General features: G+C 69.5%; 19 protein-coding genes. 12 read left to right on the plus strand and 7 right to left on the minus strand.

Annotated elements, in window-relative coordinates:
* Positions 1-67: 67 nt before the first annotated feature.
* Positions 68-1,903: a glycoside hydrolase family 15 protein gene (locus tag K7C20_RS01590; RefSeq protein WP_030074959.1), complete on the minus strand. Its 1,836-nt coding sequence runs from the start codon at positions 1,901-1,903 to the stop codon at positions 68-70.
* 37 nt (positions 1,904-1,940) lie between these two features.
* On the minus strand, positions 1,941-3,047 hold the full coding sequence (locus K7C20_RS01595; protein WP_342452582.1) for an ArsR/SmtB family transcription factor: 1,107 nt from the start codon (positions 3,045-3,047) through the stop codon (positions 1,941-1,943).
* A 610-nt stretch (positions 3,048-3,657) separates the two neighbouring features.
* Here K7C20_RS01595 and K7C20_RS01600 point away from each other — a divergent pair.
* From K7C20_RS01600 to K7C20_RS01620, 5 genes are all read left to right on the plus strand, one after another.
* On the plus strand, positions 3,658-4,656 hold the full coding sequence (locus tag K7C20_RS01600; protein WP_342452581.1) for an alpha/beta hydrolase family protein: 999 nt from the start codon (positions 3,658-3,660) through the stop codon (positions 4,654-4,656).
* A 46-nt stretch (positions 4,657-4,702) separates the two neighbouring features.
* Entirely contained in the window at positions 4,703-5,440 is a 738-nt protein-coding gene (locus tag K7C20_RS01605) for an HAD family hydrolase (protein ID WP_048828495.1), read from the plus strand.
* Between the two features lie 216 nt (positions 5,441-5,656).
* Positions 5,657-6,625 carry a trypsin-like serine peptidase gene (locus K7C20_RS01610; protein WP_053209465.1) on the plus strand — a complete coding sequence of 323 codons (969 nt, stop codon included), beginning with the start codon at positions 5,657-5,659 and terminating at the stop codon, positions 6,623-6,625.
* A gap of 278 nt (positions 6,626-6,903) precedes the next feature.
* On the plus strand, positions 6,904-7,401 hold the full coding sequence (locus tag K7C20_RS01615) for a potassium channel family protein (protein ID WP_030074954.1): 498 nt from the start codon (positions 6,904-6,906) through the stop codon (positions 7,399-7,401).
* 243 nt (positions 7,402-7,644) lie between these two features.
* On the plus strand, positions 7,645-7,989 hold the full coding sequence (locus K7C20_RS01620; RefSeq protein ID WP_030074953.1) for an MmcQ/YjbR family DNA-binding protein: 345 nt from the start codon (positions 7,645-7,647) through the stop codon (positions 7,987-7,989).
* 78 nt (positions 7,990-8,067) lie between these two features.
* Here K7C20_RS01620 and K7C20_RS01625 read toward each other — a convergent pair whose 3' ends face one another.
* Positions 8,068-8,226 carry a hypothetical protein gene (locus K7C20_RS01625; RefSeq protein WP_167352518.1) on the minus strand — a complete coding sequence of 53 codons (159 nt, stop codon included), beginning with the start codon at positions 8,224-8,226 and terminating at the stop codon, positions 8,068-8,070.
* Positions 8,227-8,868: 642 nt separating this feature from the next.
* Complete coding sequence (locus K7C20_RS01630; RefSeq protein ID WP_030074952.1) at positions 8,869-9,615, minus strand: Clp protease N-terminal domain-containing protein; 747 nt, start codon at positions 9,613-9,615, stop codon at positions 8,869-8,871.
* Between the two features lie 339 nt (positions 9,616-9,954).
* On the opposite strand from K7C20_RS01630, the gene K7C20_RS39395 reads away from it, so the two are divergent.
* The 3 genes from K7C20_RS39395 (at position 9,955) to K7C20_RS01645 (ending at position 13,346) form a co-directional block, all read left to right on the plus strand.
* Complete coding sequence (locus K7C20_RS39395) at positions 9,955-10,146, plus strand: hypothetical protein (RefSeq protein ID WP_409351294.1); 192 nt, start codon at positions 9,955-9,957, stop codon at positions 10,144-10,146.
* Between the two features lie 49 nt (positions 10,147-10,195).
* Positions 10,196-10,591 carry a nitroreductase/quinone reductase family protein gene (locus K7C20_RS01640; protein ID WP_053209464.1) on the plus strand — a complete coding sequence of 132 codons (396 nt, stop codon included), beginning with the start codon at positions 10,196-10,198 and terminating at the stop codon, positions 10,589-10,591.
* A gap of 76 nt (positions 10,592-10,667) precedes the next feature.
* Positions 10,668-13,346 carry a LuxR C-terminal-related transcriptional regulator gene (locus tag K7C20_RS01645; RefSeq protein WP_107083426.1) on the plus strand — a complete coding sequence of 893 codons (2,679 nt, stop codon included), beginning with the start codon at positions 10,668-10,670 and terminating at the stop codon, positions 13,344-13,346.
* An 82-nt stretch (positions 13,347-13,428) separates the two neighbouring features.
* Here K7C20_RS01645 and K7C20_RS01650 read toward each other — a convergent pair whose 3' ends face one another.
* A complete protein-coding gene (locus K7C20_RS01650) occupies positions 13,429-14,679 on the minus strand; it encodes a GNAT family N-acetyltransferase (protein ID WP_030074948.1) in 1,251 nt (416 codons plus the stop codon).
* A 102-nt stretch (positions 14,680-14,781) separates the two neighbouring features.
* Positions 14,782-15,582 carry a helix-turn-helix transcriptional regulator gene (locus K7C20_RS01655; protein ID WP_053209462.1) on the minus strand — a complete coding sequence of 267 codons (801 nt, stop codon included), beginning with the start codon at positions 15,580-15,582 and terminating at the stop codon, positions 14,782-14,784.
* A gap of 216 nt (positions 15,583-15,798) precedes the next feature.
* Here K7C20_RS01655 and K7C20_RS01660 point away from each other — a divergent pair, with 216 nt between their 5' ends.
* The 4 genes from K7C20_RS01660 to K7C20_RS39200 all read left to right on the plus strand — a co-directional run bounded on the left by K7C20_RS01660 (position 15,799) and on the right by K7C20_RS39200 (position 19,336).
* A complete protein-coding gene (locus K7C20_RS01660; RefSeq protein WP_030074945.1) occupies positions 15,799-16,554 on the plus strand; it encodes an SDR family oxidoreductase in 756 nt (251 codons plus the stop codon).
* Between the two features lie 564 nt (positions 16,555-17,118).
* A complete protein-coding gene (locus tag K7C20_RS01665) occupies positions 17,119-17,724 on the plus strand; it encodes a dioxygenase family protein (RefSeq protein ID WP_245171324.1) in 606 nt (201 codons plus the stop codon).
* Positions 17,725-17,797: 73 nt separating this feature from the next.
* Positions 17,798-18,988: a hypothetical protein gene (locus tag K7C20_RS01670; RefSeq protein WP_053209461.1), complete on the plus strand. Its 1,191-nt coding sequence runs from the start codon at positions 17,798-17,800 to the stop codon at positions 18,986-18,988.
* 93 nt (positions 18,989-19,081) lie between these two features.
* Entirely contained in the window at positions 19,082-19,336 is a 255-nt protein-coding gene (locus tag K7C20_RS39200) for a hypothetical protein (RefSeq protein WP_160328732.1), read from the plus strand.
* Here the strand turns inward: K7C20_RS39200 and K7C20_RS01680 are convergent.
* Positions 19,329-20,072: a CTP synthase C-terminal region-related (seleno)protein gene (locus K7C20_RS01680; RefSeq protein ID WP_030074941.1), complete on the minus strand. Its 744-nt coding sequence runs from the start codon at positions 20,070-20,072 to the stop codon at positions 19,329-19,331. The genes K7C20_RS39200 and K7C20_RS01680 overlap by 8 nt on opposite strands.
* Between the last annotated feature and the right edge of the window lie 88 nt (positions 20,073-20,160).

The following is a 20,160-nucleotide window of genomic DNA, read 5'->3' on the forward strand; positions in this document are numbered from 1 at the left end:
CAAGCCTCCGCGGGCCCCCTCTCCGCGTTCAGGAGATGTCGATGGAGGTCAGGGCGAGCGGAGTTCGTCAGCCCAGCGCCCGGTCGAGGTTGAAAGCGGCGCTGATGAGTCCCAGATGGGTGAAGGCCTGGGGGAAGTTGCCGATCTGTTCGCCGGTACGGCCGATTTCTTCGGCGTACAGCCCGAGGTGGTTGGCGTAGGTCAGCATCTTCTCGAAGGCGAGCCGGGCCTCGTCCACCCGGCCGGCGCGGGACAGCGCCTCGACGTACCAGAACGAGCAGATCGAGAAGGTGCCCTCCTCGCCTCGCAGTCCGTCCGGACTGCGGCGCGGGTCATAGCGGTAGACCAGGGAGTCGGAGACCAGTTCCTCGCCCAAAGCGTCCAGGGTGGACAGCCATTTGGGGTCGGTGGGAGAGATGAACTTGGCCAGCGGCATCATCAGGACGGCCGCGTCAAGGACGTTGTCGCCCTCGTGCTGGACGAAGGCCTTCCGCTCGGCGGACCAGCTGCGCTCCATGATCCGGTGGTAGATGGCGTCACGGGCATGCGCCCAGCGGGGCATATCCGCCGGCAGGCCCCGGTGGGTGGCGATCCGCATCGCGCGCTCGATCGCGACCCAGCACATCAGCTGCGCGTACAGGAAGCGCTGGGTTTTGCCGCGGGTCTCCCAGATCCCTTCGTCCGGCTGGTCCCAGTTGTCACAGACCCAGTTGACCAGGGTGCCCACGGTGTCCCAGTGCTCGCTGGACAGCGGCTCTCCCCATTTGTCGTAGAGATAGAGGGAGTCGATGAGGGCCCCGTAGATATCCAGTTGGAGCTGGTTGACGGCGTCGTTGCCGATCCGTACGGGCGTCGAGCCCAAGTGGCCCTCCAGGTGGAGGAGTTCTTCCTCGGGCAGTTCGCTGCGGCCGTCGATGCCGTACATGATCTGAAGCGGTCCGTCGGTACCGTCGTTGAGGCCGACGTTCTCGGACAGGAAATGCACAAAGGCCTTGGCCTCGTCGGTGAACCCCAGTCGGAGCAGCGCATAGATGCAGAACGCGGCGTCTCTCACCCACGCATAGCGGTAGTCCCAATTGCGCTCGCCGCCGACCAGTTCGGGCAGGCTGGTCGTGGGCGCGGCCACGATGGCCCCGGTCGGGGCGTAGGTGAGGAGCTTGAGGGTGAGCGCGGAGCGGTGCACCATCTCCCGCCAGCGCCCCCGGTAGCGGGAGTGCGACAGCCATCTGCGCCAATACCGCACCGTGGCACCGAACAGTTCTTCCGCCTCCGTCACGGGGCAGGCCCGCGGCTCCACCCCCTGGCCGATCCGGTCGAGCGCGAAAACCGCGGTCTCCCCCTCGGCCAGCGTGAACGAGGAAGTGGCGTCCGGGCCGTCGATCTCGACCGGAACGCTGGAAGTCAGCGCCAGAGAAAGGTCCGGGGAGTCGAACACGGTTTGGCCCTGCCGCGTACTCACCGTGTGCGTGCTGCGCCCGTAGTCGAAGCGGGGTGCCACACGGACGGAGAACGGCAGCGACCCGCGCACACAGAGCACCCGCCGGATCAGCCGGTGGCGGTCCGCCTCGCGTGAGTCGTCGACGATCGGCATGAAGTCCTGGACCTCACCGACACCGTGGTCCGCGAAGAACCGCGTGATCAGGATGTTGGTGTCGGGGAAGTAGAACTGCTTCGTCCGCGCGGGTACGTCCGGGGCCAGCTCGAAGGCCCCACCACGGTCGGCGTCCAGGATCGCCGCGAAGACACTGGGTGCGTCGAAGCGTGTGCAGCAATACCAGTCGATGGTGCCGTTGGTCCCGACGAGCGCGGCCGTACGCATGTCCCCGATCAGGCCGTGCTCGGCGATGGGGGTGTAGCGAAGTGCGTCCGCCTTACTGGGGCGGAGGCTCACAGCGGCGGTCATCCGACCTCCCCGGGACGGGGCTGCGGGAGCAGTGGATTCAGGTTACCTCCGCGCGGTTGCGGGCGCCGAGCCGGCGATGTGCGGCCGGCGACGGCAACGATGGGTCACTGTGTGTGATCGAGCTGCGGGATCCGGAATCCGGGATCCGGGAGACGTCGCCACCACCGCCGGATCGGCCGGACCCGGCTGGACCCAGATGGCCCCCGGCCGGACCGGACTGGCTACGCCTCTGACCTGGGACATCCGGTCGGCCGTGCGTACTGCGCGTACCGGCCCGGCGCCGCACCAGCAAGCTCCCCAGGGCAGTGCGCCGGTGCAGGACCGCGCGCCCGGCACGGACCGTGGTGATCAGGCCCGCGCCGCGCAGCGCGGCGGTGTGGGCGGACACGGTGGCATTGCTGACGGCCAGCCTCCGGGCGAGCTCGCTGGTGGTGTGCTCGTCCGCGAGCAGGCGCAAGATCTCGACCCGTGTGCGCCCGAGCACCCCGGCGAGCGCGGCGTCCGTGTCATCCGCCCCGGCCGGCGGGAGCGGTACCCCCGGACCGGCCGGGTAGGTCACGGTCAGCGGACGGTCGGGCAGGTGGGAGATGAGGGGCCGGCCGGTCCAGTGGAAGGTGGGCAGAAGCAGCACGCCGCGACCGCGCAGCTCGATGTCCTGCTCATAGGGTGCTTCGAGCTCCCAGCCGCTCTCGTGCACCCGGGCGCCGGGGACGAGTGCGGCAAGTGCGGTGCCGATGCCGTGCTCCGCCGCGGCCAGCGCATGGCGGAGGAATTCCCTCTGGTGGAGGTCCTGCACCACGGGCCACACAGGCTGCAATGCCGTATCGAAGGCCGCCCGCTGCGCGCGGACGAGGAGTTGCCAGGCCCCGGCGTCACCGCGGTGCAGGCCACGGATCCACAGCGGAGCCGGGGACGTCTGCCGGGCGTACACGCGCTCCATCTCGGAGCGGACCAGGGCCGGGCGCGTGGCCCGTACGGTGTCCGCTCCCTCCTCCAGCGTGTCGCTGAACACGTCGAGGAAGGCGGGGGCCACCTCCGCAGGGACCAGGTCCCTCAGCGGCAGGACGGCGGGAGGCAGGGACCGGAGCAGGCATCGTCTCCAGCGGCCGAAGAGCAACTCGTCGTCCGGGCGGCACATTTTCATGAGCGCCACGTTCAGCTCCTGCAAAGGAGCCGGCCGGGGCGCGAAGCGGACGTGGGCGAAGTCGGCGGCCGTGAAATGGATCCGGATCACTACTCTCCCTGGTGCCAGCACGCCATCGTTCAGGGCAGGGCCTCAACGATGGCGGGCCCTTCCCGCTGGTGCCAGCATCCAGGTCGTGCCCCCTTTCCTTCGCCCAGGGGGTCGCCGGAAGGCACAAGGATGACGTCGCAGCGGAAGAAGCCGCGGCACAAGGGAGAGCCATGTTGCACAAAGGTGGTCGACGGCAGGCGGGCGGGCCGAACCTCCGCCTCCGGGAAGGGGGTTGATCTCACCACGGGCGGTGAGGGGATGACGGCCGCGGCAGTCCGACGGACCGTCACCAAGTCAGCGCTACTGACGGCCGCGATGCTGCTCGCGGGCACCGGGCGCGCGCCGGCACGACCCGCACCAACACGACCCCAGGCACAACCCGCGCAGGCGCACACCGCCGGCGAGGTCACCGTACGGTTGCCGGCACCCACCGGACCGCACCGGACCGGGGTCACCACACTGCACCTGGTGGATCGCTCCCGGCGCGACCCATGGGAGCCGCTCCCCGGTTCGGGAAGTGATGGTCACGGTGTTCCATCCGGCCCGCACCGTCCACGGTTACCCGGTCGCGCCGCAGATGACCGAGGGTGCCGCGAAGACCCTTCCGCATGTCGATCCTCTCTTCCACAAGGAGTTGCCGACCCGCGGGGTGAACTGGGCGGCCACCAAAACCCATTCACACACGGGCGCGCCCGCACTGCCCGCGCGACGGCCGGTACTGCTGTACAGCCCGGGAGGCGGCGACCCGCGCACCCTGGGCACCGGTCTCGCCGAAGAGCTGGCGAGCCACGGCTACGTGGTCGTCACCGTCGACCACCCCGGCGATGCCAGTGAGGTCGAGTTCCCCCACCGGACGAAGGGGAGGAAGAAGGTCCGCACCACCGCCTTCAGAGGAGACCCCCGGAGGGATCCGGCAATCTTCCGCAGCGTGATCGACACCCGGATCGCGGATATCCGCTTTGTGCTGAACCAGCTGGAAGCGCTGGCCGTCGGGCGGAACCCGGACGCGGAGCGACGCCCGCTGCCGCAGGGCCTCGGGCGTGCGCTGGACCTGCGGCGGACGGGCATTTACGGGCACTCGGCCGGCGGCACCACCGCGGCCCAGGCGATGTACGAGGACCGACGCATCGTCGCTGCGGTCAACCTGGAAGGGTTTCTGGACCATCCACCGGAGGCGCCCGGCCGGAAAGGGAAGCTGTACCCGGTCGCCCGGTTCGGGGTGGACCGGCCGCTGCTCCTGCTGGGCACGGATGGCTTCCGCTACCAGAAGGAACTGGAGCGTTCCTGGTCGGCGATGCTCGCCCATCCGCACGGCCGCACCCGCCGGCGTCAGCTCGACCAGGCCACGCACGGGGTGTTCACCGACTACGCCACCCTCGCCCCCCAGCTGCAATCCGCCGGGCTGATGACCGCCGACAGCCGGAACAAGCCGGTCGGCGCCATCGACCCCGCCGTGTCGGTTCCCCTCCTGCGCGGCTGCCTGCACTCCTTCTTCGCCCGGCATCTGCCTGCGCACTGACCGAAGTCGGCGGCCCGCCGCACCTGAACTGCGATAGGAAGAACGCATGAGCCTCGTCCCTGTCTGCGGTCCCGAAGGACCCATCCGCGTCACAGCCGCCTCGACAGCGCCGCGCCCGGCCGCCGTACGCGCCGTGCTCTTCGACTTCTCCGGCACGCTGTTCCAGATAGGAGCGTACGAGGACAGGATCCGGGCAGCTCTCGCGGACCCGGTGGACGACGCGACGATGGACCGTCTGCTGAACGGGCTGGAAGCCAGCCTGTCCCACCCGGACGTCCTCGAAGCCCAACGAGCGCGGGACGTCTCCGCGAAGGCTCACCGGCACGCCTTCACCACGTGGTACGCCTCGGTCCCCGAGCTCGCTCCCTGCGCCGAGGCGCTCTACGAACAGCTACGGGCTCCCGAACAGTGGCTGCCCTACGCGGACACCGCATCCACGCTCGCCCGCCTCACCCGAAGCGGCCTCCCCCTGGGAGTGGTGAGCGACGTCGGCTGGGACCTTCGGGCCACCTTCGCCCACCACGGCCTCGACCGGTACATCTCGGCCTGGGTGCACTCCTACGAGCACAACACCGAGAAGCCCGACCCGTTGCTGTTCCACCACGCCTGCCGCGAGCTGGACGCTGATCCGTCCGAGACGCTCATGGTGGGCGATCACCCCGCCAAGGACGGCGGCGCGGTCGGGGCGGGCCTGCGTTCGTATGTGCTTCCTGCGGGGGCCGCTCCCGGCTCGCTACGCGGACTGGACGCGGTACTGCGGCTGGCAGGGCTGACCTCGGCCTGAACGCTGTCCGGATGCCCCGAGCGTTGGGTGACCCCCGGCAGCCGCCGGCTGACCCGTCACGGGCATCCCACTGCCCACTCGGCGCCCACGCGGCCCACCACCAGCAGGAATTCCGGCCCGTCCTCTCGCCATACGCCTCCCCGGCGTAGGACCATGGCACGCTCGCCTCGCATCTCGGACCGTTCCGTACGCCGTGCCCTGGGGAGGACCCGGATCATGAGCAGACCGATTGCTGCACGCGGCCGCTTCACCCTGCTGCTCACCCCCCTGCTTCTCGGACTCTCGCTCGCCCTCCCGCCCGGACCGCGTGCGCACGCCGCGGGTACACCGGGCGGCTCCGGTCTCCCGGCCGCGTCGGCCGACTCGTACTGGACCCCGCAGCGGATGCGGGCAGCGGAACCGGCCGTCGTCACCAGGAGGTCGAAGACGCCGCCCCCGGCAGCGGGCCCCACTCCACCGAGCCACCCGTTCGACGGCCTCCCCCAGGTGGGAACCTTCTTCTGGACGGACGGCAGCAACACCGGCAGGTTCTGCGGCGGCACGGTCGTGCGCAGTCCGCACCGCGACCTCGTGGTCAGTGCCGCACACTGTCTCCGCTCCCCCGACCCGAAGCGGCAGCTGTCGTTCGTGCCGCAGTATCACGACGGCCTGAAGCCGCACGGGATCTACCCCGTCGACCGCATCTACCTCGACCAGCGGTACTACGACCTCGGAACGAAAGCGGGCGCCCGCTGGGACTACGCGGTGGTACGGCTCGCGGCGCGGGAGGACGGTGCCGAGGTGGAGGCGGTCACCGGCGGCTTCGACCTCCTGCCGTACCCGGGATATGACCACCGGAAAGTACGGCTCATCGGTTACCCCGGCAACAGCGACACCAGCCACCCCAAGCCGCTGGACTGCACCTCCTCCACGCACCGATACACCAGTACCGACCCGGCCGCCCCCGGCGACTTCCTGGAGATCGCCTGCGCGGGCTATATCGGCGGCACCTCCGGCGGGCCCTTCCTGGTACGGGACTTCACCGGTTACGCCCTGATCGGCGTCATCGGGGGCTACCACACCGGGGGCGACTTCCCGGACGTCTCCTACAGCTCGTACTTCACGGGCGACACGCTGGCGCTCTACTTGCACGCCGTGCGCGGCGATACACCTGCCGGACCGCGCCAGAGTCCGCCGTCGAAGTGAGTGGGAAGTGTTGATGAGTGGACGGCGAATGAATAGATGGTGAATGAACCCCGGACTTCCTTCTTCAATCCCCTCCCGTCCCCTTCCATCCTCTTCCGTCCCGCAGTCTGCTGTCCGTCATCCGGCCATCCGCCGTCCGTCGTCCCCCGTCTCTCGTAGGACGCCGGACGCGTCATCACCTGCCACATATCCGGGCATTGCCTTGGGCCCTGTTAATGTCAGCGATGGCTAAAGGCTGTTTGCCCACCAGGCCCGCCCGCAGTGGAAGGTGACGCCCGTTGGTGCCGTCATTTCTCTTGTCCGTCCTGAATCGCCTCTTCGGCAATGAATCGTGGCGCCGACTTCATGCACAGGCGGCGTTCTGGGTCACCGTCGTCATGACCGCGGTACTTCTCGGGGGTGCCGCTCTGGTCGTGGTGGCCGAATCCGGCGCGCCTCGCGCCAATATCACGTCCTACCCGAGAGCGTTGTGGTGGTCCATCGAGACCGCGACCACAGTGGGGTACGGGGATTTCTATCCGGTAACGCTGTGGGGCCGCGTCATTGCTTCCTTTTTGATGCTCAGCGCCATTACGGCGTTCGGCGTCATCACGGCAGCCCTCGCCACCTGGTTCGTCGGCCAGGCGGAGCAGGACATGATCCGCCTGGGCAGAACGGTGGGAAACCACGCCCGCGAGGACGCCGAAGCGATGCGTTCGGAATTGCGTACGCTGCACGCGCGTTTTGACCACGTCGAGAATCTGATCCGGGACAAAGGTACGCACTCCGCCCCTTGAGCGAGGAGGGCGGCAATCCTTGACCGAGGAGGGCCGACGAGGATTGCGGGCCCTGGGCGTCGGCTCCGTACCGTCCGCCGGAGGACGGCGTGGGCCGCCAACAGCGCCGTGCGGTTCACCGCGGCGGGAAGCCCTAGGAACCCAGCGGAAGCCTGCGGAAGCGCGAGGAAGCACGAGGAGGCCCGAGGAAGCGTGCGGGGGGAAGCCTGTTGGCTCATTCCCTGTCCGTCTAAGCTGGCGAGCGTGATCGATTCCGCTGATGTCCGCCGTATCGCCCTTTCCCTCCCCGAGACGGTGGAGAAGGAAGCCTGGGAGATGCCCACGTTCCGGGTCGCCGGAAAAATGTTCATCACGATCCCCGACGATGAGACGTCGTTCGCCGTGAGATGCCCGATTCACGAGCGGCAGGAGTTGATTGCCGCGGAACCGAGAAAGTTCTGGGTGCCGCCGCACGAGGCCGGCTCCGCCTGGGTGCGGGTGCGGCTCGCCGAGCTGGAAGACCTGGATGAGCTGCAGGACATCCTCGTGGACTCCTGGAAGCAGGCAGCTCCGACGCGGCTGGTGGAGGATTTCCCCCGACCAGAATGAGCCGGCCGGCAATGGCTGCCCGACGCCACGCCCTCGACGGAATCGCTCACCACGATCCCGGCGCGACGTCCGCAGATATCAATGTCGGCGGCGCAGGTCGCTCCAGTCGAGCGCTTGGGACGCCGTCTGCTGAGAACGCTCGGCGACCTCGCGGGCTTCGGCGAGGATATCTCCGTGCTCCTCGACGAGCTCTTCGTAGATGGGGGTGGGGCTGGAGGTGTGCGTAGAGGTAGTCATGTCAGTGTCCCGTTCCCTTGTGACTTATTGATTGCGGCTTGGTAGGTTCTCGCCGCCCTGGGAAGTAGGGAGCACCGCAGTTGAATACTCGGTGCACAAAGGGAGGTTGTCCCCACTCGTCCGCCGCTCCCCCGTGCGGCGCTGGACATCGTGTCATGAGCGCGGCGAGCACGCAAAGATCGCCCCGCGTCTGAGACCGTTGATGAGGGAACGTCCGTTTCGCGTAGGCCATTCCCGCTCTTGCGCGGTCTCACGCACCGCGTTAGTTCGGACTTGCACCACTGGACTACGGTGTCCTGCCCGCTCTCACTCCCGGCGGAACCCAGAAATCCATTCGCCCGTGATGTGGCGACCTGCGCCCTGACCACTGGGGTCTTCGTCCAGGTGAGACTGCTTCGGGAGGGTGAGCTCCACTCCGCAGAACATGCGTCAGCACAAAAATCCTTCGAGGGCGGGCGACCTGACCGAGGAGCCGGTGAACCGGAGCGGAGCCGGAACCACGCTCGACGTCCAGTCCAATTCAGTGAATTGACCGGCTGCGCCTTTTCTCACCGTGGATCGGATGGCGTATTGCCCGATCGGCAGTAAGTCGCCGAAAACCGATGGATTCCACCTCCGGCACAGCCGGTCCGACAGTGCCGCTCAAGGACTCTTCTGCTCGTGGGCGGCAAGGATGGCGGCGACGGCGCTGCCTATGTGGGCTTCGGAGGTCGCCTTGTCCACCCCGAGGCCGGTGAGTACGCCTGCGCCGTCCTCGAGCTCCAGCAGCGCGAGCAGGATGTGCTCCGTCCCTACGTAGTTGTGGCCCAAGCGCAGGGCTTCCCGAAAGGTGAGTTCCAGCACCTTTCGCGCCGCGGCGTCGAACGGGACGAGTTCGGGCAGCTCGTCGGCGGCCGGCGGCAGCACCCTGGCCACCGCCTGGCGCACGGCATCCAGCGGCACATCCTGCGCGGTGATCGCCCGTGCGGCGAGTCCGTCCGGCTCGCGCAAGAGCCCCAGCACCAAGTGCTCGGGCCGGATCTCATCGTTGCCTGCGGCACGGGCTTCGTTCTGCGCCGACACCACCACGTTCCTCGCCCGGTCGGTGTAGCGGCCGAAGCCCTGGCTGGGGTCGAGGCCTGACGGTTCGCCGGAAGTCTTGGGAACGAAGCGCTTCTGCGCCGCCTGCCTGGTCACCCCCATGCTCTTGCCGATGTCCGTCCACGAGGCGCCCGAGCGCCGTGCCTGATCCACGAAGTGGCCGATCAGGTGGTCCGCCACATCGCCGAGGTGATCCGCGGCGATCACGGCGTCGGAGAGTTGTTCCAGTTCATCGGAGTGGACCTTTTTGATGGCTTCGATCAGGTCGTCGAGCCGGACCGAATTCGTCATGCGAAGGGGGTTCACCATGGGGGCAACCCTAGGTTGACAGCGAGAGGTCGTCAACCTCGGGTTGACACCTATCTGCTGTGTCACAGCCGCTAGTTGGGTCCCGCGCACACCGCCGTAGCGACATGGCGGGAGCGATGTGGGTGAGGCGTTGTACGTAAGGTTTCAGGGGGCCCGGCGCAGTCCGAGGGGCCACTTCCCCGGCATCTTCGACCTCGCCAACAACCCTGCGCGGCAATAACAGTTGAGCGACGCACAGCACCCCCCTGGCGCGCCGGCAACGATTGGTATGACGCCCACTACACCAACCCGTCGCACCTCGACCCCACGACCTACGATCACGACCTCAACCCGGGGGCGGTGGCGTGGCTCAAGGCCACCGCCGTGCATCTCATCGACCGGGTGGAGGGCTACTTGGAGATCCTGGCGGCGCATGACGTGGCCTGTGAGCGGGTCGAATCCGGCAACCCCGGGAAGATCATTTATGAGGACGCCGAGCAAGTCGTCGTCGTACCGTGGGAGAGCAGGAAGCCAGGGGGCCACGGACTCTGACAGCCTGACCACCGGGGGGGCAATACCGGCAAAGAACGGAAGGCCACGGATGTCGCGCTACCGCGAGATCAAATTTCGCGCTGTCACATCGTTCCAGCGGCGGATCGGGAACCCCCTCCTCACTCGGCTGCCGCAACAGACCCTGTTGGAGACAACAGGACGGAAGTCCGGACAGCCCCGGCGGACACCGATCGGCGGACGCCGCTTCGGGAAGGAATTCTGGTTCGTTTCAGAGTACGGCGACAAGTCACAGTACGTACGGAACATCCAGGCGCATCCGCAGGTTCGGGTGCGGATCAGGGGACGATGGTATGTCGGCACCGCCCATCCAGTCCCCCAGGACGATGCTCGGGCACGACTCAAGAGCCTGCCCCGGCTCAACAGTGCCGCGGTCCGGGCCCTCGGTACGAACCTCCTGACGTTCCGCGTCGACCTCCTGGACTGAGGCAGCTGGGCGCGGCTGGGCGGATCCCGGACGTTCCGGAAAGCAACGCTGGTGCGACTGCCGCCTGTTAGGCAGGATGCCTGGTGTGGCGAAGTCGCGGGGATGTGAAGCATGTGGTGCGCCGCTCCCGACGCCCTCACGGGCAGCAAGCGGCGGCAAGGCTCCGGGCGGCCGGCCCGCGCGGTACTGCTCCCGTGCCTGTCGGCAACGTGCGTTCCGGCAGCGCACGGAGCGTCGCGCCCCGCCGCAGGCGGAGCCGGCAGGTCGGGGACTGCCGCCCTCGCTCGATGCCTTCGTAGGGCGCGAGCGAGAGCTTTCCCGATTGCGTACGCTGCTGAGGTCCTCACGGCTGCTGACGCTGACCGGTCCCGGCGGAGTGGGCAAGACACGCCTGGCGCTGGAGCTCGCCGGCAGGGTGCGGGGCGCCCGGACGGGCCGCGCTCAGTGGGTGGCACTGGATTCACTGCGAGACGGCGAGCTGCTGCCGCAGGCTCTTGCCGCGGCCCTCGGGGTGCGCGAGCGCGGAGGCCGGGCAGGGGTCGAGGCGTTGGTCCATGCGCTGGGCACCCGCACCATGCTGGTCGTGCTGGACAATTGCGAGCATCTGGCCGACGCCTGCGCACAGTTGGTTGCGACCCTGCTCGCCCGTTGCCCCCGACTGCGGATTCTCGCCACCAGCCGGGAGACGCTACGGGTACCCGGCGAGGTCGTCTTCCGTGTCGCCGAACTGTCACTGGGGCCCGCAGGCGAGGACCACGACGTGGCGGAGCTGCTGAGCTCGGAGGCGGTCAGGCTGTTCCTGGAGCGCGCCCGGACGAGCGACGCGACGTTCGAACTCGGGCGCGGCGAGGCTCGTACCGTGGTCGAGATCTGCCGGCGGCTGGACGGGCTGCCCCTGGCCATCGAACTGGCGGCGGGCCGCGCGGGCTCACTCTCGCTGACCGGCATCCTGCACGGCCTGGACGACCAGCTGTCTCTGCTGACCGATGGCAGCAGAACCGGGCCGGGCCGGCACCGCGAGCTGGGGGCCGCGATCGACTGGAGCCATCGGCTGCTCGATCCGCTGGAACGAGTGGTGTTCCGACGGCTGTCGGTGCTCGGGGGCGGCTTCGACGCGGAGGGAGCGGCCGCAGTCTGCGCCGACGGAGAGGAAAGCGGTGACGTGGGCGGAGACAGGGACAGGAGCGGGGACAGGGGCGAGGACCGAGACGAATTCGGAGACGGGAGCCTCCCCGCAGGCGGCATCGATCACCTCGGCCGCCATGACGACGTCCCCCGCACGGACGGCATTCGTCACCCGGCCTCGCATCACTTCGTACGCCCCGAACAGGTGTTGCGCGTGATCTGCGCGCTGGAGGCAAAGTCCCTGATCGTCCGGGTACGCGGGGACGAGCCGCGGGGCGCGGCGAGGTTCCGGCAGCTGAGTGCCATCCGGGCCTACGGGATGGACCGGCTCGCGGAAGCCAGGGAGCTGCACGGCACCTGGAGCCGGGCGCTCGACTGGCTGGCCGGGCAGGCTGCCGGAGCCGCCGGGTCAGGGGCGTTCCCCGACACCGCAGAGGGCCCCCTCATCGAGGAGCAGGAGAACCTCGCGGCGGCCGTCGCCTACGCCGCGGCGCGTGCCGACGGCCGGCATGTCCCGCTCGCGTTCGCGCTGGCCCGATTGCAGTACCGGCAGGAGCAGTTGACGGCCGCGCGTGCTCTGTTGTCGGGGGTGCTGGAGCGGGTGCAGGACTGCGAGGACCGTGGCGCGGCGCTGGCGCTGGCCGCGCGGTCCGCCTGTCTTCAGGACGACCATGGCGCGGCCCTCGCCCTCGCCCAGGACGCCGTCGCCGTCGAGCGCGCGGGGCGGCATCCGGCCAGGCTGGCCAATGCCTTGGATGCGCTGGCGGCCGCTCGGCTGTGCCGGGGCGAGTTCTCCGACGCCGTCGCCGTCTTCGCCGAGTGCCTCGCTGTGGTCCGCACGCTCGGCCGTCCGCTGGACCTCGCGCTCTGCCGGCACCATCTGGCCTGGGCGCTGCTCCAGACCGGCAGGACGACGGAGGCCGAGCGGCTGATGCAGGAGTGCCTGCCCGAGCTGGAAGCGGGTGCCCCGGCGGGCCAGTTGACGGCCGCTCTGCACACCGCAGGCGCGATCCGGCTGGCGCAGGGCGACTTGGCTGCCGCCGAGCGGAGGTTCGCCGAAGTGCTGCTCAAGACGCCTGCCGGTGAGAGCTTTCATGCGCTCTATCCGCTGGAAGGGCTGGTCATGGTGGCAGCCGAACGGGGGGAGTTACAGCGGTCGTTACGGCTGTACGCGGCGGCCGCCGCGATACGGCGGCGGATCGACACGGAGCCGGAGGCGCACTGGTGGGGGCAGGTGGAGGCGGTCGTGGCACGGGTCAAGGAGCGGGTTCATCCCTCCGGAGTCAGTGCGGCGATGGCGGCCGGCCGTCGACTGCGCGGCGCGCGGCTGGTCGCGTATGCGCTGCGCGGCACTCAGGTCCGTTCCGTGGTCCAGGAAAGCGCTCACGACGAGAGCCGTGGCCGGGCCCAGGCGATCGGCCAACTCCCGCTGACCGGAAGGGAATCGGCCGTCGCCGAACTCGTCGCCGAGGGCATGACCAATCAACAGATCGCCTCTCATCTGGGCCTCTCCAAGAGCACCGTGGCCGGCCATCTGGACCGGGTGCGGGACAAGTTGGGGGTCAGGTCCCGTACGCAGATAGCCGTCCGGGTCGCGGGACGGCCGGAAGGCCCCGGGCCCGGCAACTGAGCCGGCTCGGGCCGCCGCCCCCGTACCCGGTCGGCTCGTCCGGTCCTCCGAGGGCCCGTAAAGAGCCATGGACGCCCAGGACTCAGTAGGCGGGGAACGCCCAACCTCCCGGGTAGAACGGTTCCCGGTCTCCGCGAAAGGCGCTCGATGCGCGGGCCAGGGCGCCCGGTTGCAGTTCGCTGACTCGGCCGGCGGCCGCGAGGGAGGCGAGAGTGGTACCGCCGAGGAAGGCAGCGCCCAACTCCGTTGCGGTCAGCTGGAGATCGGCAGGGGCATGTGTGCGCTTGCAGGCGACCGCGTCGCCGTCGGCCTGAAGCCGGTAGCGCCCGGTGTTCCATGGGCAGAAGCTGTCTTCCACGTCCAGGACGAGGTCCAGCGGCGTGGCGTAGCGGCGCCCGGCCAGCGCCCGATCGACGTCGACCAGCCGGACCCACAGCCGGTCCACTTGCGTCGAGCGCACCGCACGGGGATCGGTCAGCAGGTGCGGCAGCGGTTCGTCGACCGCAGCTTCGTACTCGATCCATGGCACGAGGTCGATACCGGCGAGGAAACGCCACAGTGCGGCGTACGCCTGGTGGCAGGTCGTCACGCACTCCATGACCTGCACCGCGCCGTTGTTGTTGCCGAAGACGTCGACTGCGGTCCTGATCCGGTAGAGCGCGTACCCGGTGACGTGACCGCCAGGGTCCTGGTGCACGGCGAAGCGCAGAGACGTCGCGCCCTCACGCGCCTGCGGTTCGTCGCACAGGCGGCTGTCCCAGGAGCGGTCGGTTCGGTCGGGCCGGCCGACCGCACCGGTGCGGACCTGGTCGTAGACCCTCTCGATCAACGGACGGGCCTCGTCGCGTCCCAGAAGCCGGATGGTCCCGTCGCCGAATGCGGTCCCGGGCCGGAAGACCATCGAGCGCTTCTCACACCGGAGCTGGGCCCCGCGTGTGGCGGGCCCGTAACCGAAGCGGCCGTAGATGGCGGCTTCGGAGGGACGGAGCACAGCGATCGGCTCACCGCCGCACTCGTGCAGGTCGGTGAGCTGCTTGCGCATCATCGCGGTGAGGATGCCGCGGCGCCGGTGGGTGGCGGCCACGCCGACCCAGGTGACGCCCGCGACCGGAAGGACGGCGCCGGGGACAGCCAGGCAGCGGGCGTAGGCCGCAGTGCCGCCGACGGGAGTTTCGCCGTCGAACGCACCAATCGTGCGCGCCAGTTCAACGGTGGCTCGTTTGTCGGCCAGTTCCTCGTCGGACCGGTCCTCGTTGTAGGTGTTGGCGACCATGCGGGCCCATGGTGCGAACTCGTCATCGGTGACGGGACGGAGTAGATAAGGGTCAGTCACCGCTTCTGTGTAGCGGAGATCGCGCCGCCGCACGATCGAATTAACCGGTCGAGACGCTGACCCGGCGCTGCGCTCTGCGCGGTCGCCGGGGGCCAGTCCGCCTCAGCCGACCGATTCCCGTTCGTCGGAGTAGATCACCAACGTCTGTTCCGGCTGTTCGGCCAGGTGAAATGCGGTATACGCGAAGTCGATCGCGCCGCGTCCCGGGCGCCGCAGCCGTTTCCGTCCGCCGCGCCGGGCCTGCACGTCGTATCGCGGCCACCAGTCGCGCACTTCCGGGCTGCCCGCGTTGAGCTCGTCGATCAGCCGGGTGTATCGGGGGTCGCCGGGGTGGCGTCCGGCCAGCGTGCGCAGCCGCGCGAGCAGGCCGCGCGCCTCGGGCTCCCAGTCGACCAGAACCTCCCGGGCCGCAGGTTCGAGGAACACCCAGCGGGCGAAGTTCGCCGGTCGGTCCGCGGCCGCGGTGAGGCCCGGGAACAGCTCGTCGGCCGCCTGGTTGTAGCTGAGCACGTCATAGTTGCCGCCGATGATGTACGCCGGGTGCGGCTGGATCAGGAGCGGGACGGCCGCCACTTCGGCGGCGAGCGGCTCGGGTTCCTCGGCCTCGGCCGCCGGTGTGTGACCGGCGAGCTGGAAGAGGTATCCGCGTTCGTGGCGGTCGAGCCGCAGCGCCGAGGCGAGGGCGTCGAGCACCTGGTCCGAGGCGCGGATGTCCCGGCCCTGTTCGAGGTACGTGTACCAGGTGGCACTGATCCCTGCGAGCAGTGCGAGCTCCTCGCGGCGGAGTCCCGGGGTCCGGCGGCGACCGGTCTGGGGCAGGCCGACCTCGGCGGGGGTGATCCGCTCTCTGCGGCTGCGCAGGAAAGCACTCAGCTCACGGCGTTGATCCGGCTGTTTCGGCATGGTGGATGGCACCTCTGGTTCCAGAATAAACGCGCTCTGTATACCAGGCTAAAGACATCGCAGACTGGTCCTTGAGTCGGGGGTGCAGCCCTCACCGAGGGCCGGTGGACGACCCGTCCCGGCGTCCGGCGCCCCTGGCGCGCGGACGGGTTCCGGCGCTTGCCCGGATCCCGGTAACAACCGGAACCCGGTAACGAGAGAGAAGAGGAAGCCGTCATGTCGGAAACAGGCATCACGTCGGGGATCGACGGGAAGGTCGTGGCGATCACGGGAGCCAGCAGTGGCATCGGAGAGGCGACCGCCCTGCTGCTCGCCGAGCGAGGCGCGCGGCTCGTCCTGGGGGCGCGGCGGTCCGAGCGGCTCGCGGATCTGGTGGCCCGGATCGAGAAGGCGGGTGGTTCGGCCGTGCAGACGCGCACGGACGTGACCCGGCGGGACGACCTGCACGCCCTGGTCGCGCTGGCCGGTGAGCGATTCGGCCGGCTCGACGTGCTGGTCAGCAATGCCGGCGTCGGTACGGTCTCGCCGCTCGACGATCTGCGCGTCGACGAGTGGGACCGGATGATCGACGTCAACGTCAAGGGTGTGCTGCACGGAATCGGTGCCGCGCTACCGGTCTTCCGGGCGCAGGGCGCCGGACACTTCATCACCACTGCGTCCACGGCCGCGTTGCGCATCGTGCCGAACATGGCGGTCTACGCCGGTACGAAGTTCGCGGTGCGCGCCCTTTGCGAAGGCCTGCGCCAGGAGGCCGGCGACTCCCTGCGGGTGACCACCGTCTCGCCCGGCATAGTGGGCACCGACTTCGCCGAGGCAACTACGAATCCGCAGGTCAGAGCGCAGATCACGGAGACCCGGGACCGGATCGCGATTCCGCCTGAGGCCATCGCCCGGGCCATCGCGTTCGCGATCGAGCAGCCGGCCACGGTCGATGTGAACGAGATCGTCGTCCGGCCCACCGCCCAGAGCTGACGCTCCTCCCCCGTGAGCCGTTCTGCGGCCCGGACCGTGCGGGGAGTCCGCTGCGACGGGACTCCCCCACTGGCCCTGGCCCTCGCGCCCTGGCCGAGGTTTCGTCACGCGCACAACTCACCGGTCATCCGACCGATGTGGGGACTGACACGGCACCGGAGGCTGAGCGGGAGAGCGCACCTCACGTGGGGCGGCCGTACCGCGGTCCTCCGCCATCCCGCCGAGGGCCGTCCGGCACAGGGACGACCACCAGGAGGGGTGTGGGCGTCATGGGAATGACTGTCACAAGGACACCGCCGAGGACAGTCATCGTCAGCCGTTCGTCACGTCATCACCGCTGACCCGGCCGTCAAGGACGACCCACACCCGTGGGGTGCCCCGCCAACGAGTTCCTTCCGGCAAGGAGATGCGATGCGCTACGCCGACGATACGAGCCCGGGGGCTGCGACCGGTCCGCAGCCCCCGTCACGGGCAGACAGCGAGCAGGGAAGTTCGAGGAGGTCCTTCATCAGGTCCACTTCCGTCGGCGTGACCTCGGTCGCGCTCGGGGCGGGCGTGGCTTCCATGGCCGGCCCTGCGGCCGAGGCCGCGGAGACGGGCCGGCCCTCGTCGCCCCGCCGCGCGACGCTTCCTCTCGCCGTCACCCCGGCCTGCTCGGGCCAGGAAACCCCGGCGTCCATCGAGGGTCCGCTGTTCAAGCCCAACTCCCCCACGCGGGGCGACCTGATCACGTCGGCGACGCGCGGAGTACGGATCGACCTCAGCGGAGTCGTGTACGACACCACCTGCACACCGCTGCCCGAAACGCTCATCGAGTTCTGGCAGTGCGATCAGAACGGCGACTACGACACTTCGGGGTTCTCGCTCCGCGGGCATCAGTACACGGACAGCCGGGGCGGCTATCTGCTCCGGACGATCATTCCCCGGGACTACTGGGGCCGTTGGGGCCGACGGGCACCGCATATCCACACGCAGGTGCAAGCGTCCGGCGGCCCCGTCCTCGTCACCCAGCTGTACTTCCCCGACGACACCCAGGCGTACGGCAGGGACTTCGCCGCCCTCAACGCCGCCGACCGGCTGTTCAACCGCGCCTGCACCATCGGCCTCACCGGCCCGAAGGACGGCCGCTACACCGGCACATTCGACTTCGTGATCACTACCACGGTCTGAACAGCCGGCGGTCGGGCGCTCACCAGTCGCCGCCGCCGCTCGGATCCGAGCCCCCAGACAAGAGGAAGTCCGTATGCCATCGAGTACCTCCCTGCCCCGGCGGCGTCCCGGCCGGGGGCCGCTGCTGGCGGCGCTGGCCGTCACCGTGGCCACCGGAACGCTGGTGCTGACCGGCCTGAACGGTGAACCGGCCGCGTCCGCGGCCACGACGATGCCTGCCTCGTCCCACACCGCCCCCGACTCGTCCCCCGCCTCCTCCGCGTCACGCGCCGACCGATGGCAGACGACGCCGGTGCCCGTGGCGAAGGGCGATCTCACCGCGATAGCGGCGCTGAGCGACCAACAGGCCTGGGCGGTGGGCTACCGGCTGAAGAGTGCCACCGCTCTCGAGGCCGTCGCACTGCGCTGGAACGGTACGTCCTGGGCCCAGGAGTCCACCCTGCCGGAGAACAGCTTTCCGCAGGCCCTCGCCGTCCGGACGGCTTCCGATATCTGGGCGGTGGGCAGCGCGTCGGTGCACTGGGACGGCACCAACTGGACCACCCACCAACTGGACCGCGACCCGGGCGGGCGGGTCGTTCCCGACGCCGTGACGACGACATCCGACGGGAAGGCCTGGACGGTGGGCCGGGCGATGGACCGGTCGGTCAAGGACGGAGTCCCCGCCATCCAGTCATGGGACGGCAAGAGCTGGCACCGGCAGGCCCTGCCCGACGTCGGCAAGGGCGAACTCAGCAGCGTAACCGCCGTCGCTCCGGACGATATCTGGGCGGCCGGCGCCGCGTACGCCGCCGACGCGAAGTCGCCGCAGACGGCGCTGCTGCTGCACTGGGACGGCACCAGCTGGAAGCGTGTCACCGCGCCCGGCCCGGAGGACTCCCACACCTGGCTCGGCGGGATCACCGCGTTCGCCGCCGACGACATCTGGGCGGTGGGCGGCAGTACGTCCGGCAGCACGGAGCGTCCCTTCGCCGTCCACTGGAACGGCACAGCCTGGACCACGGCCACGACGCCGAACGTGGCCGACGGCCGGCTGCGCGCCGTCGGCAAGGCGGGTGACGGCGAACTCTGGGCCGTCGGCGGTAAGGGCGCCGCGCCCGTGGCCCTGCGGTGGGACGGGCGGAACAGCCGGTGGGACACGGCTTCCAGCCCGGACATCGTCGTACGGAGCTTCACCACGGTGCCCAAGAGCGCCGATCTCTGGGCCGCGGGTATCGCCGAACACGGAGACCTCGTGCCGACGATCACCCGGCTGAAGGGCTGAGCCCAGGGCCACCGCTGGGGTGGGGTGGGGCAGTTCGTCCCACCCCAGCGATCGGTCTCGACTCCTGACGCGGACTGTCACAGGCGGGTGACCGTGGACGAGGTCATGGGCGGCGCGGGCACCGTCGGTGACGGCGATGGCGATGGCGGCATCGAGGCCGTCGCGAAGGTAGGGCCGGGCGAGGGCGGACGGGGTGCCGCAGTTCAGGCCGGTCATGGTGGGCATGGTGGTCTTGCCGGTCGGTACGGTGAGGGGCTGCCGGTGTGTGAGGCCCGCCGGGACGCCGGCGGCGGTGTCGGGCTCGACCCCGGCAAGGCCACCGGGACCGACCCGGCCGGGCTTACCTGAGCGCCGCAGCGGACCGCCGGCCGGCCCGCTCGGCCGCCGCAAAGGCCCATGCCCGGATGATCGGATGGGGCCGTCGGCCGTCGTCGGCGAGTTCCGGCTGGAAGAGGGTGGCGAGGAAGAAGGGGTGGTCCGGCAGCTCTGCGATGCGTACGTCGCCCGCCTCGTCGACGCCGCTGAAGTGCATTCCGTGCGCACGCAACACGTCCGGACAGGCCGGGTCGGCGCCGTACGCACAGTGGTAACGCTCAACGGTCCGCTCGGCCCCGAGCACGCGCTCCGCCAACGATCCGGGTGTCACCTCGACCGCGCCTTCGTGGCCGACGAGGGAGCAGGCCAGCGGGACGATCAACAGGTCGTCCGCTTCGGGCCGGTTCTCCGCATGGGCAGCACCGGAGCGCCCGCATACGTTGCGGGCGAACTCCAGCAGTGCATGCTGGAATCCGGCGCAGGTACCCAGGAACGGAATCCCCTGCTCGCGGGCCGTGCGGACGGCCGCGAGCGCCCCCTCCTCGCTGCGGTACGGGCTCCCCGGTACCAGCCAGACGGCGTCGAACCCGTCGAGTGCACCAGGGGATTCCGCGTCCGGGGTCGGGATCCAGTACGCGTCCAGGATCAGCTGGTCGCGCCGGGCGAGCGCCTCGAGGAGGGCGGGAATCCTGGTGTGGGAACGGACGCTGGGCGAGCGGTCACCCACGAGGGCAATACGGGCAGTCGGAAACTTCTGCGGTTCGGGCATACGGGCATCCTGACCCGGCAACCGAGTTCAGCACCAACGATGATCCATGACCCTCCCATTAGCGATACTGATGAGCGGGGCCGGGCCG

Source organism: Streptomyces decoyicus (genome assembly GCF_019880305.1).
GTDB classification, from domain to species: domain Bacteria; phylum Actinomycetota; class Actinomycetes; order Streptomycetales; family Streptomycetaceae; genus Streptomyces; species Streptomyces decoyicus.

Excerpts from the sequence above, each read along its gene's own strand:
- K7C20_RS01590 (WP_030074959.1), bottom strand. The coding sequence starts at position 1,903 with ATGACCGCCGCTGTGAGCCTCCGCCCCAGTAAGGCGGACGCACTTCGC.
- K7C20_RS01595 (WP_342452582.1), bottom strand. The coding sequence starts at position 3,047 with ATGAAAATGTGCCGCCCGGACGACGAGTTGCTCTTCGGCCGCTGGAGA.
- K7C20_RS01600 (WP_342452581.1), top strand. The coding sequence starts at position 3,658 with ATGGTCACGGTGTTCCATCCGGCCCGCACCGTCCACGGTTACCCGGTC.
- K7C20_RS01605 (WP_048828495.1), top strand. The coding sequence starts at position 4,703 with ATGAGCCTCGTCCCTGTCTGCGGTCCCGAAGGACCCATCCGCGTCACA.
- K7C20_RS01610 (WP_053209465.1), top strand. The coding sequence starts at position 5,657 with ATGAGCAGACCGATTGCTGCACGCGGCCGCTTCACCCTGCTGCTCACC.
- K7C20_RS01625 (WP_167352518.1), bottom strand. The coding sequence starts at position 8,226 with ATGACTACCTCTACGCACACCTCCAGCCCCACCCCCATCTACGAAGAG.
- K7C20_RS01630 (WP_030074952.1), bottom strand. The coding sequence starts at position 9,615 with ATGGTGAACCCCCTTCGCATGACGAATTCGGTCCGGCTCGACGACCTG.
- K7C20_RS01640 (WP_053209464.1), top strand. The coding sequence starts at position 10,196 with ATGTCGCGCTACCGCGAGATCAAATTTCGCGCTGTCACATCGTTCCAG.
- K7C20_RS01645 (WP_107083426.1), top strand. The coding sequence starts at position 10,668 with ATGCCTGGTGTGGCGAAGTCGCGGGGATGTGAAGCATGTGGTGCGCCG.
- K7C20_RS01655 (WP_053209462.1), bottom strand. The coding sequence starts at position 15,582 with ATGCCGAAACAGCCGGATCAACGCCGTGAGCTGAGTGCTTTCCTGCGC.
- K7C20_RS01660 (WP_030074945.1), top strand. The coding sequence starts at position 15,799 with ATGTCGGAAACAGGCATCACGTCGGGGATCGACGGGAAGGTCGTGGCG.
- K7C20_RS01665 (WP_245171324.1), top strand. The coding sequence starts at position 17,119 with ATGGCCGGCCCTGCGGCCGAGGCCGCGGAGACGGGCCGGCCCTCGTCG.
- K7C20_RS01670 (WP_053209461.1), top strand. The coding sequence starts at position 17,798 with ATGCCATCGAGTACCTCCCTGCCCCGGCGGCGTCCCGGCCGGGGGCCG.
- K7C20_RS01680 (WP_030074941.1), bottom strand. The coding sequence starts at position 20,072 with ATGCCCGAACCGCAGAAGTTTCCGACTGCCCGTATTGCCCTCGTGGGT.